This window comes from Streptomyces sp. NPDC018964, assembly GCF_044390325.1.
Classification (GTDB): Bacteria; Actinomycetota; Actinomycetes; order Streptomycetales; family Streptomycetaceae; genus Streptomyces.
The window spans coordinates 112,363-124,716 of the sequence record NZ_JBIRYZ010000016.1; the positions used below are offsets into that span (position 1 = coordinate 112,363).

At 69.7% G+C, this 12,354-nt stretch carries 8 protein-coding genes and 1 pseudogene; 6 read left to right on the forward strand and 3 right to left on the reverse strand.

What is annotated here, in order from left to right; all coding sequences use genetic code 11:
• The first annotated feature begins 91 nt into the window (after positions 1 to 91).
• From ACH5AO_RS25180 to ACH5AO_RS25205, 6 genes are all read left to right on the forward strand, one after another.
• Positions 92 to 1,117 carry a GlxA family transcriptional regulator gene (locus ACH5AO_RS25180; protein ID WP_398928276.1) on the forward strand — a complete coding sequence of 342 codons (1,026 nt, stop codon included), beginning with the start codon at positions 92 to 94 and terminating at the stop codon, positions 1,115 to 1,117.
• 1,139 nt (positions 1,118 to 2,256) lie between these two features.
• Positions 2,257 to 3,525 (forward strand): glycosyltransferase, encoded by a 1,269-nt coding sequence (locus ACH5AO_RS25185; protein ID WP_398928332.1) that lies wholly within the window; start codon positions 2,257 to 2,259, stop codon positions 3,523 to 3,525.
• 151 nt (positions 3,526 to 3,676) lie between these two features.
• Entirely contained in the window at positions 3,677 to 4,873 is a 1,197-nt protein-coding gene (locus ACH5AO_RS25190) for an MFS transporter (RefSeq protein WP_398928278.1), read from the forward strand.
• A gap of 133 nt (positions 4,874 to 5,006) precedes the next feature.
• Positions 5,007 to 5,177, forward strand: coding sequence for a hypothetical protein (locus ACH5AO_RS25195; RefSeq protein ID WP_398928280.1), 171 nt, complete (start codon positions 5,007 to 5,009; stop codon positions 5,175 to 5,177).
• Positions 5,178 to 5,304: 127 nt separating this feature from the next.
• Positions 5,305 to 5,433, forward strand: a complete 129-nt coding sequence (locus ACH5AO_RS25200; RefSeq protein WP_398928282.1) for a hypothetical protein — start codon at positions 5,305 to 5,307, stop codon at positions 5,431 to 5,433.
• A gap of 622 nt (positions 5,434 to 6,055) precedes the next feature.
• Positions 6,056 to 7,894, forward strand: coding sequence for a glycoside hydrolase family 15 protein (locus tag ACH5AO_RS25205; protein WP_398928284.1), 1,839 nt, complete (start codon positions 6,056 to 6,058; stop codon positions 7,892 to 7,894).
• Between the two features lie 537 nt (positions 7,895 to 8,431).
• Here the strand turns inward: ACH5AO_RS25205 and ACH5AO_RS25210 are convergent.
• The 3 genes and pseudogenes from ACH5AO_RS25210 to ACH5AO_RS25220 all read right to left on the reverse strand — a co-directional run.
• Positions 8,432 to 8,935 (reverse strand): annotated as a pseudogene (locus ACH5AO_RS25210) (transposase); the annotation flags it as partial.
• 337 nt (positions 8,936 to 9,272) lie between these two features.
• Complete coding sequence (locus tag ACH5AO_RS25215; protein ID WP_398928286.1) at positions 9,273 to 10,433, reverse strand: VOC family protein; 1,161 nt, start codon at positions 10,431 to 10,433, stop codon at positions 9,273 to 9,275.
• 1,018 nt (positions 10,434 to 11,451) lie between these two features.
• The gene (locus tag ACH5AO_RS25220) at positions 11,452 to 12,330 is read right to left on the reverse strand and encodes an ROK family protein (protein ID WP_398928288.1); all 879 of its coding nucleotides are present in this window, start codon (positions 12,328 to 12,330) and stop codon (positions 11,452 to 11,454) included.
• Positions 12,331 to 12,354: the final 24 nt, after the last annotated feature.

Sequence of the window (12,354 nt, forward strand, 5' to 3'; positions counted from 1 at the left end):
AGACATCACTCGAACGGTTTTGACTGCAGTCTGTGCGCGCCGGTCCGCACCTTCAAGCAGACGGAATGCCGCAATTCGTTAAGATCTGGCCATGGCCATAGTCGTCACGGTGCTGGCTCTTGATCAAGCCATCGGATTCGAGCTGATGACTCCGGGCCAGGTCTTCGGCATGGCGAACACCGCGGAGCAGTTCAACGGATCCAACAGCGCGGACCGCGACGCTACGACCGAGTGGATGAAGACGTCTGCCGCCCCTCGGCACGAGGTACGCCTCTGCGCGCAGGGCCGGTCCCTCACCACCGTGAACGGCTGGGGTGAGAGCGAGATCCGCACCCCGTACGATCTCGACGCGGTGGTCGAGGCCGACCTCGTCATCGTTCCGGGCACGGCACGGTTCCACGAGGCACCGGACGAAGAGGTGTGCGAAGCGCTCCGGGCCGCCGCCCGGGGCAACCGCATCGCCTCGATCTGCGTGGGCGCGTTCACCCTGGCCGCCGCCGGGCTGCTCGACGGGGTACGCGCGACGACTCACTGGCGGTGGACGGACGAGCTCGCGCGCATGTACCCGGCCGTCGACGTGGATCCCTCCGTACTGTTCGCCGACACCGGGCAGATCCTCACGTCGGCGGGAATAGCGTCGGGAATCGACATGTGCCTGCATATGATCCGTTCGGACGCGGGGGCCGAGCAGGCGGCCCGTACGGCCCGGCACGTCGTCGTTCCGGCCTGGCGGGGCGGCGGGCAGGCACAGTTCATCGAGCACGCCGACCCGGGCGACTCGGACCACTCGCTTCAGTCCACCATCGACTGGATGCAGCAGAACCTGGCTTCCCCACTCGATCTCAAGTCGATCGCGCAGCCCGCCGGACTGAGTGTGCGGAGTCTGAACCGGCAGTTCCAACTCCGCGTCGGGACCACGCCGCAGAAACTGCTTCTGCGGATGCGAGCGGACCGGGCCCGGCAACTGTTGGAGACGACGAACCTGCCGATCGACCGCATCGCGGCCGAAGCGGGTTTCGGATCCCACGCGTCGCTGCGCCATCACTTCGTCCGGCTGGTGGGTAAGCCCCCGCGGGCCTACCGGTCGGCCTTCAGATCGCGCCCGCGCACCGGATGAACCCTGGAAGCAGCCCCTGAGACGGACGGCAGTCACCGCCAGGGACCCAGCATGCCCCTGCGGTGGGAGAGCCGGAAGGGAAGCCCGCCCACGGCACACCGGTGTGAGGCGCGGCTGACGTCGCTCCGCGGCGGTCGGGGACGGACCACCGAATCCGCTCGTTTCCCTTACGGACCCCGCGGCCCCCTGCGGGGGAAACGGGCGGACGCACGGAGCCGGTGTCGGGCGGCACGGCCATCGGCCCGGTGTCGGGATCGGCGCGCCGGAGCCGTCGACGGGAGGTGACGCCGAGCATGCCGGGGAGAGGAAGCCGCGGAACGGCAGCAGGCCGGAACGGGACGTCCCGCGAGCAGAACACGGCTCGAGGACCGGTCGTCGTGGGCGTCCCGGCCGGTGTTCCGTATCCGTACGGCGTGGTACGCGACGGCGTGAGGAGACCTCTCCGTGCCAGGCGAAACATTGAACTGCTCATGCCGGGGCGACGTTGCCGGCACACAACGTTGTTACGACCTTGCGCATGCCTCCTCTCACGTCCGGCAGGATGACGCGTGTGTCTGCCGGACAGCGTGCGCCAGAGCCGCTGGGGCTTGATCAGCTCGGTCTTGTACAGGCCGATGGTCGGACTCCACCCATCGGGCGGATCCGGATCGGCGAGATGATCACGACGTCACACAGACCCCGGTCGGCATCCGCACCCCAGGCGACAGCCACGCCAGAAGAACTTCCTCCACACGTCCGTCGCGGACCGAGAAGGCTCCCGCGTGCCGCACCGATTCACGCTTTTCACACTCTTCGTCGGACAGTGGGACGAACCCGTCTCTTGAGTAAGTCGGTTGCCTGATCAGCGACTTCGACTACGACGGTGCGAACACGGGCCGTGCCACACGGACCAGGACTGCAAGCTGTCACGGGACGTCACAAGGAAAGTTCAGCTTCCAGGTATTCACATTCAAAGGGTAGACTCAGCGGGCGCGGGCCGGGCCCTATGGCCAGAGCCAATCTGGCGGTGAACGTGTGTGCTGCCTTCTCGTCGTCCGACCCCTTCCGTCGAAGGGGTCGATACACCCGGCCGCCCCTCCAGCTTGGCGCGTATGTGCAACCCGATCCTCAGCCCGCCCGATCAACGCAAAGGTGGCCCCATGCCTGGTGTGACGTCCAACGTGCCACTGCTCTCGATCATCATCCCGACCTACAACCGAGCCGCCCTCCTCGACCGGACGTTGGGCACACTGGCCCGCCAGACGTCGGCGCCTGAGAACTTCGAGGTCGTGGTGTCCGACGACGGCTCGACAGACACCACCCGCGACGTGGTGCGGTCCTACGAGGACCGGTTGCGCATGCGGTACGTCTTCCAGGAAGATCTCGGATACCGGGTCGCCGGCGCGCGCAACGGTGGTGCACGTCTGGCCTCCGCGCCCTTACTGGCCTTCCTCGACACGGGTGTCCTGGCAGGGCCGCAGTACGTCCAGTCGGTCCTCGCCGCCCACGCCGGGCCGGCGCCCTCTCAGGTCGTCCTCGGCTACTGCTATGGCTACGACCCGCGCAATCCTCACCCCGAGCTCCACTCTCTCGTCACTGACTTCCCCCCGGAGGAGGCCGTGAGAAAGGTCGCGGGCGCCCCCTGGTTCCAGGACATGCGACTGCCGGAGTTCGCCGCAGTCGACTTCGACCTCAGCCGTATGGTCATGCCTTGGCTGTTCTTCTGGACGCTCAACATGTCGCTGCCGGCGGCCGACTTCTGGCGGGTCGGCGGGTTCGACGAGGACTTCACCGGCTGGGGCGGGGAGGACATCGAACTCGGCTACCGACTGCACCACCATGGCCTCCCCATGACGGTCTCGCGTGAGAGCTGGGGGATCGAAGCGCCACACGAGCGTACCCATGAGGCGAATGTCTCCACCCTCCTGCGCAACTGCGATCTGTTCATCCGCAAGCACCCCTCCCTGCTCCCCGAGCTCTTCTGGGCCGTGACCAACCGAGGCATCTACGGTTCCGTCGAGACCGAGCGGCGCCGCTTCGAGGAATGGACGGCTCAGGCACGCGGGCAACGAGTTCCGGATGAGATCGAAAGGGGGTTGAACACCCTGCCTTCGTCGCAGCGCACCCAGCGGGTGGCGGTGTTCGGAAGCGGCACGGAGGATCTCCCCACCGCTCCGCGGAAGGGGGTCGAACTCTTCCTGTGCGATTTCGATGAGGCGGTGCTCACCCGACGGAAGAGCCGCGACGGTGGTGCCGTCTCGACCTGGAACCTGTCCGGACTGCGTACCCCTTGGCCCGACCGGTACTTCGACCTCGTCGTCATCACCTCGCGCATGGACGGGCCCCGGCAGGAGTGGGGCGAAGCGTTCTCCGACGAGGCACACCGGATCGCGGGCTCAGTCGTTGAACCGTCTCTTCGCGGTGACTGACGGCCGCCTCCACGGCGGTCACCATGTCCGTCACGTCTGTGGCGCTGTCCCCCTGTGGTGGCTTCATGTCACTCCCGGGCCTCCGAACCGTCCTTCGCCGGCCACCTGAGCCTGTGGTGCGGCACTACAAGAGCGAGAAGGGCTCATCACCATGACCGATCGCGTGTCGCATCGATCGCGTCGCCGGGTATCCGTCGTCTTCGCCGGCCACGGCGCGGTCGTGGGGGCGTTCGCCACTCGCATCCCCTGGCTGCAGCAGCACCTCGGCCTCAGCGACAGCACTCTCGGTGTGGCGCTCCTCGCCCCGGCCCTCGGCTCGTTCGTGGCGATGCCCTTCACCAGTCGCCTGTCCCACCACTTAGGCAACTCACGTGCTTTGACCTGCATGTTTCCGTTGTGGTGTGCTTCGCTCGTCCTGCCGGCGCTCTCGCCGGACCTGCCCGCCCTGTGTCTGGCCCTGGGGGTGTTCGGCGCGACCTCGGGTATGACGGATGTCCTGATGAACGCGCAGGGGGTGCGGGTCGAGCAGCGTCTGCGACGTCCCGTCATTCCCGGCCTGCACGGCATGTGGGCTGTAGGAGGGCTGGTCTCCTCGGGTTGCGGTGCGCTCGCCGCGGGCGGCGACGTAGACGCCCGCTTGCATTTCGCTGTCACCGCCGTGGTCCTGGCGGGCATCGGACTGCCGGCAACCAGGCACCTGCCGGAGGCGGACCAGGCCGAGGTCCGGCAGCCACCGCCCCGCTTCGCGCTCCCCCCGCTGTCCACCCTGCCTCTCGGCGTTCTCGGCTTTTGCGCCGTGTTCGCCGAGGGCGCCAGCGGAAACTGGAGCGCGGTGTATCTGACCTCGACCGCGAACGCGTCCGAGGGGATCGCCGCACTCAGCTATACCGGGCTCAGCTTCACCCTGGCTCTGGCCAGGCTCGCCAGCGGCTCCATCGTCACACGACTGGGTCCGGTCCGCACGGTGCGGCTGAGCGGCGGGATCGCAGCGCTGGGCGGCACACTGGTCGTGCTGGCCCGCACCCCACCGGTCGCCATCGCCGGGTTCGCCCTGATCGGCACCGGCGTCGCCGTGGTGCTGCCCCTCTCCTTCAGCGCTGCCGGTCGGCACGGAGGCGACCCGAGCCGGAACATCGCAGGCGTCGCCACCATCACCTACACCTCCAATCTCCTCGCCCCCGCCGTGACGGGCGCCGTCGCTGACGCCACCTCCCTGTCGGCAGCCTTCGCACTGGTCACCGCGTTCGCGGCGTGCCCGCTGTTCCTCGCGAGCACGCTCGCGAAACCCGCCCGGTCTCTCGAGGGGGAGAGACGGAACGAGCCGCAGCGGGCGGATCCTTCCTCCTGACCCACGCGGGCAGCGCGCCGGACAAGAGCACCACCACGGCGGCCGTCCGCCCGGTCGCCGCACGATGGACGACGGTCTCACCGGATACGTATCCGGTGCCCCGGACCAGCATCGCTGTTCCGTGCGGGAGCCCATGGCACACGGTGTGACCGGTATTGTCGCCAGGGGCGACACCGGCGGCCCGGCTGCCCGCTTCGCCAGTACCGACTTCTCCGAGCGCCGTCGGACTCCGCCCCTCGTCGCGGTCAACGCCTTCGGCCAGGCGCTCGGATCACAGCGCCGACCATCCGCGCACGGCTCCTGAAGGCACCCCGAGGACGACCTGATGCGGGCCGACGCCCGTGACCCGCACGCCGGTACGGCGCGCTCATCCCCCTGATCGACCACGACTTCCGCCCCACCACCTCCTGAACGGAAGGAGCACCATGCCCATGTCGGCCACATCGCCCGGCTGTGCCATCAGGCTGTTCGACGACCGGATCCTTGACGGTCCGTATCCCCCTTGCGCGGCGCGGCGGCTGCCGGGCCCCGCGGTTCTCCTCGCCGAGCACGAGGCCTGAGCCGTGCCGCGCCGCGCAAAGGCGCAGGCCGCGCTGAAGAACCCGAACCCCTTCAGCCCGGTCGGCCGGGTCGTGCCGACGTGGCCGGCCCGTGCCGGGATCCTCGTCGGGACGGTGCTCGCTTCCGACGGCACGCAGCACGCCCGGCTGTACCGGGTGCTGTTCCCGCAACTCCCGCCGCGGGCCGTCGCCGATCCCCGGCGGCGGAACGGACGCCTCAGGTGGCGCACGGTCGGGCCCTCACACCGTGTGGGTCGCTGCCGGGCGGCATCGCCGCCCCGAGGACCGGTGCCCGCCGACGCCGCGAAGAACACGGTCGAGGCTTGTGTCCGGCTTCGCGCCCATGCCCTCGCCCTACCGCACGCTGCGGTGTTCAGCGGCAGCTGAGGGGGCGTTGACGCGCCGGAGGGGGCGTCTGGCGTCGGCCACCTTCGTCGTTGCCATCGCGACGGTGAGCCGACCACTCGCCTCTTTGCCCCTTCACGACTTGTTCGACCGGGTCAGTGGTCTGCCGCTGCCGCCCTGTCGACATCTGTGGCCGCCCCGCTGTGCGGGCGGCCGAACCAGGAATCACTACAGTGCGGTGGCCCGACGCCGGGTCACCTCCGAAGGACGGACATCCATGGCTAGGCGTATCGAAGATTACGCGCTCATCGGCGACCTGGAGACGGCCGCGCTGGTCAGCCGCGACGGGACGATCGACTGGTTGTGCCTGCCCAGGCTCGACTCCCAGGCTGTTTTCGCCGCGCTCCTCGGCACCGAGAGCAACGGCTTCTGGAGCATCGGCCCGGCGGACCCCAGCGGCCAGAACCCGTCGGCCGACCGCCGCACCTACCGCGGCGACTCACTGCTTCTGGAATCGGAGTGGGACACCCCGACCGGTACCCTGCGCGTCACCGACTTCATGCCACTGCGTGAGGGTGGGGTGCCACGTCTGATCCGGGTCGTCGAAGCCGTCCGCGGTACCGTCACCGCCGCGTCGACCCTGTGTCTGCGGTTCGACTACGGCAAGGTCGTGCCCTGGGTCCACAGGACCGATGACGATCGGGTCCGCGCGGTGGCGGGTCCTCACGCGGTGTGGCTGGACACCCGGGCGGAGACGCACGGCGAAGCGCTCACCACCCGCTCCCACGTCACGCTCTCCCAGGGCGAGCGCATGGCGTTCACCTTGAGCTGGCAGCCGTCGTACGTCGGTCCGCCCGATGGCCTCGACACCGACCAGGTCCTCCAGATGCAGGAGGAGACGGAGAAGTTCTGGACGGACTGGGTCTCCCACTGCACTTACGACGGCCCCTACCGCGACGCCGTGATCCGCTCCCTGATCACGCTGAAGGCCCTGACGAACCCGTTGACCGGAGGGATCGCCGCCGCGGCGACCACTTCGCTGCCCGAGGAGATCGGCGGTGTCCGCAACTGGGACTACCGCTACGTCTGGCTCAGGGACGCCGCGATCACCATGTCGTGCCTCCTGCGGGCGGGCTACCGTGACGAGGCCCGCGCCTGGCGGGACTGGCTTCTGCGCGCGGTCGCCGGCGATCCCGAGAACCTCCAGATCATGTACGGAATCGCCGGGGAACGGGAGATGCCCGAGACCACACTGCCCTGGCTGACCGGCTACGAGAACTCGGCCCCGGTACGCATCGGCAACGGCGCCGCCGGCCAGCGCCAACTCGATGTGTACGGCGAGGTGATCGAATCCCTGCTTCTGGCGGCACACCTCGGACTGGAACGCGACGAGACCAGCAACACCCTGCTGATCAAACTCGTCCAGTTCGTCGAAGCGAACTGGCGGGAACCCGACAAGGGCATCTGGGAATCCCGGGGTCCCGACCGGCACTTCGTGCATTCCAAGGTCATGGCCTGGGTCGCGGTCGACTGCGCCGTCAAGCTCATCGAAGGCGGCCACGCGGACGGTCCCGTGGATCACTGGAGGGCCCTGCGTGACACGATCCACCAGGATGTGTGCGAGAACGGATATGACTCCGGCCGCAACACCTTCACCCAGTTCTACGGCAGCCGGGAGCTGGACGCCGCTCTGCTGCTGATCCCTCAGGTCGGCTTCCTGCCGGCCGACGACGAGCGCGTCATCGGCACCGTCGAGGCGATCCAGCGGGAGCTTTCCACCCCCGACGGGTTTCTCCTGCGCTACCCGACCGAGGGGATCAGCACCGGCAACGACGGTCTGACCGGGGATGAGGGGGCGTTCCTCGTCTGCGCGTTCTGGCTCGCCGACGACCTGGCGATGATCGGCCGTATCGACGAGGCGCGTGACCTGTTCGAGCGTCTGCTCGCCCTGCGCAACGACGTCGGTCTCCTGGCCGAGGAGTGGGACCCGCACCAGCAGCGACAGGTCGGGAACTACCCGCAGGCCTACTCCCACATCGGCATCGTCGATGCCGCCCTTTCCCTCGAGAGCTCGGTTCAGCGACGTCCGCTCGCCTTCAGGAGCGTGCCGCGATGACCCTCCCGCCGACCACGATTCACCGCGGGCTGCTCGCGACAGCCGAGCACGCCACCTGTTTTCCCCGCAGCCTCACGCAGAACGGCGCAACCCGTCCGGTCGTCACCTTCCGTGCGGACGGGAGGTGTGGGTCACCCCCGCCGGGGCGGGGGTATGACGGCCGCTCGACGATCTCGTCGTCGAGACTACGAGGTGGTTCCTGACTCGACCGGGTGGAGGCGCGACCTGGTGAGGAGGCCACAGCTCAGGTAGCGGCGGACTGCCTCGCTCCACTCGTCGTTCCGCTCGGCCGGGGAAGCCGCCGACCACGTCGGTGCGGTGGCGGATCTCCTTGTTCAGCCGCTCTTACGGGTTGGACCGGATCTGCCACCAGGTCTCGCGCGGGAGGGCGGTGAAGGCCGGCAGATCGTCCCGGACGGCGTCCCCATGGGGCGCGGCCTCGGCAGGCTCGATCTTCAGCGCGTCCAGGACGTGGCGCATCCGGGTCCGCACCGCGCCGGCACCGGGTTGTCCGAAGACGGGACCTGTCCTCGGCGTGTCGGGCATGTCCAGCGCAGGCCGCCGCTTCTCACGGTGAGTGATCTCGGACGGGATGCGGGTGGCGGCGCGGCGGCCGGTGTCCGCGGCCCACTCCCTGGGCAGGAACAGGCGCCACCGCAGCGGGCAGGAGGCGGTGTCACTGGCGGCGTGGACGCCGACCGCGACCTGGCGGTCGGCGCGTTTGCCCGTGGCCCCGCAGTACCGCGAGGCCACGGCGACCGGCATTCTTCCGTCCTTGGGCAGCGACACGTCGTCGATCACCCAGGCCGTCGGGTTGATCAGCGGCGGCATGCGCTCTGTGATCCGCCGCCGCACCGGCACCGGGTCCCAGGTGGACCGGTTCACGAACTGCTGCGGATTCTGTTCGTTGCCGTCCGGCATCGGTCCCCGCGAGCAGCAGTCGCCCTCGGCCCGCTGGTCCTTGCGCGGCACCGAAGCGAACACATCCGCCACGTACGACGCCGACTTCGCCCGTACGCGGTTCACTCCATGCGCGTCCATCCACCCGACATGCCCAGGAACAGGCCCGACCCGAAGACCTGACGAAGTCCTGTCAGGCACTCGTACGGCTCGCGGTCGGGCGGGAACTCCGCCTCGATCAGCCCTTCGGGCCCGTACAGGGCCGTGCGCGTGCCGGGGCACGGCGGGCCTCGCCACCGGGGCGTCGTCGCTCGGGTGACCGGCGGTCACCGCTGGGGGCCTCGTCGGCGCGGCCGCCCTGGTCCTCGAGGTGCCGGGCGGGGAACCGGGCGAAGCCGCGGTCCGCGCGAGCAGCAGGGCCCGCGGATCGGCATGGGCTGTCAGGTGACGACGAGCAGCATGGAGGGATCGGACGGTATCAAGGCCCGTACGAAGACCCTCTTCCCCGGGGACGCTGCCAAGTGCTCGATGCGTCCGGCCCGGGGCTGTCCGGCACAGTGCCTTGTACGGGCCGGGGCGGCGTACGGTCGGTCCATGACAGCTCATGCGCGGCCCTGCGCCGGGCGGTGGTGCTGCGTTCGTAGGGGAGCGCACCGTCCGGCATATGCACCACCTCCACGTACAAGCCAAAGGGAGCGCGTGTGTACACCCACCGATCGCCAGTGAGCGGTCCCTCATCGATCGTCTCCGGCCGGCCGAGCACGGTACAGCCGTGCTCGGCCAGGTAGGCAGCGGCCACGTCCACGTCGTGGACGTGCAAGGCGAGATGGCTGCCGCCGACATCGCTGTTGCGCGGAGGGAACGGGCTGCCGGCCGACGCCCCTTCATAGCACGTCAATTCGACAGTGTCGGTCGGACCCATGTTCAGCACGGCCCGCCGCAGGGCACCACCCGGTGGCACACCGAGCGCCGCTGCCACGTCCGCGGGAAGGGTTCTCTGCTCGTTTCGGTACAGAGGCTCGGCGCCCAGGACGTCCACGAAGAACCGCTCGACCGCATCGAGGTCCGCGACGGTCATGGCGAAGTGGTCCACGCCGAGTGCACCGGGCAGACCCCGCCGGTTCCCCATGCCGTCATCCCGGTTGCGCCATGGCCCCGGCGGGCGACGGCGTGGTGCGCCGCCGACCTCCTCGTACGGCAGTACCTCCGGTACTGAACGCAGTTCCAGGGGCGCGTCGAGCGGCGAGGACAGTCTCACCCAGTGCGTACCCGCATCGGGCTGCCCGTCGGGGACACGGCGGACGGGGCCGAGCGGACTCACTCCCGCTCGACGCACGAGTTCGGCGGCGGCCCGTTCCACGTCCGTCACGTGCAGTGCGAGATGCACATGTCCCGTGTCGTGCGGTGCTCGTGACGAGGCGGTGCGGTCCGGTGATGCGTAGGCGAACAGTTCGAGGTTGGTGTCGGGTCCCAGGCGGACGAGGGCGATCTCGGCGCTGGCTCGCGGGTGGACGTCGAGGTGTACACGCATCCACTCGTCGGTACGCGCCAACGGGTCCAGGCGATAGACGAGTTCGCCACCGAGTGCCGTGACGGCGAATTCGATCGCCGCGTCCAGGTCCGACACAGTGAACGCCACGTGGTCGAGTCGTTGGGCGCCGGGCACCCCACGCGGCGGCGGTCCTTGGCCGTCTCCGCAGGAGGATGCGTCGGCTGCGGCGGATGCGGGCGCGGCTGCTCCAAGCGCGCACGGGCGATGGGGGGTGAGCACGGGGCTGCCTCCTCGGACTGGGTGCTGAATCGATCGCTGCGAGCCGTTCTTGCGGACCGCGGGGCGTGCAACAGGTGACGGACGCCCTCGCGTGCCCCACGGACTCGGGGGCGGTGAGGTTGAGGGAACCGGCCACACCCCTGCTCGGAGGCTTGCTCACGTACCGTCCCGCGGTCTGCGACGTGAAGACCACCAGCGGGTCGGGACCGCCGGCCGCGCGGGCGATGATCTGTGCCCACTCGTAGTGTGAGGCCGGTCGGATCCGCCGCGGTGCGGCAGGCGCGGCCCTTGCCCCATGAGGAGCGCGCTCGTGACAGCCGCTCCTTCGCCCGCGGGGACCCAAGCAGTGCGCTGGGCGCGGGGCGCGCACCGGGCGAGAAAACGCAACCAGCCCATGGGCACCAGGTTCTGCGGGCCGTGGACAAGGCCGACCCGTGCAGTACGGCGGGCCGGCCGGCCGCCGCCGCGCCGAGAAATCCGTCCCGCCGTACGCGTTGGCCGACCGTGGGCGTCGTCCGTCGGGCAGCGCGTCGGCCGTTCCGCCGAAGACGTGGTCCATGAGGATCAGCACCACACGCTCCTGATCCGCTTCCGCCGTCACCGGCCGCGCCGCCTCGGCATGTCCCGCCACGGCTTCTCATGGCTGCTCCTCGCACCAGGACGTCCGACGGGCCGCGCACGAGGACGAACCGTCCGGCTACGCGGACGGCCGGCACCTGGGTGGAGTCCCCGGGCCGCCTCACGTCGAGCCGTTTCCACCGGAGACCCTCGGCGGGCGCGCCGGACCTCGGCCGCGTTCTGAAGGCGCCCACGGCGGCTTTCCTCGCCGGCGTCAGTCCTGTGGCCGGCACGCTGCCGATGGAGCTCCTGCCGACGGCCGGCGTGGTCATGTCCTCGCCTCGACGGCCCGGGGAGTGCTGAGGCAAGCCGCTGCCAACTGGCCGATGCCGATGAGACAGTGGTCGTCGTCGTCTTCGCCGAGCGCGAGCATGGCGCGCGTCGCGCCCTCGTCCAAGCCGAAGCAACCGATCCGTACCAGTTCGTCGCCGAGCAGTGTCAGGAAGGTGTCGCCCAAGGCGAGGGCGAAGCCTCCGACGAACAGGTAGCGGCGCACACCGATCGCGGTGAACAGCAGGCTCACCGCGGACGCGAGGGGCCGCAACGAGCTGCGCAGCGACTCCCGTGCGAACGTGTCACCTGCTCGGGCCGCCGCTGCGAACGCCTCGTTGGTGATGGCCTCAGGTACGCCGCCCGATGGCTCGGCCAGTGCCGAGCGCGCGAAGGCACCGGTGTCGGCGGCCGCCGCCGCGCGCACCGCGAGCAGTGCGCCGCGTCCTGACGCGATCGCCCCCAGGTGGCCGCGTCCTCCGCACTCGCACGGCGCGGCGTCCTCCGCGGGGTCGACGAGCCAGTGGCCGATCTCCCCGCCGTGTCCGAGTTTGTCGATGACGATCTCGCCATGGCGGAACACCTTGTTCCCGATACCCGAGCTCACGGTGGTCAGGCAGAACGGCTCGGATTCGGTCGAGGCGTAGCGCCAGGCCGCCGCGGTCACGTCGTTGGCCGCGAGCACGGGCAGGCCCAGTTGCCCTGACAACACGTCGGCGACGGGCAGCGGCGCTGCGGGACCCCCCCACAGTGTCGGGCCGGCGAGGACGACTCCGTCGGATGTCATCGGCCCGGCGAAAGACACTGCCACGGCCCGAGCCGGTGGCCGGCCCGGACGGGCGAGGCGGGCCGCGATCTCCCGCGTGAGCTGCTTCATGACCCGGTCCTGGAGCTCCTGCGG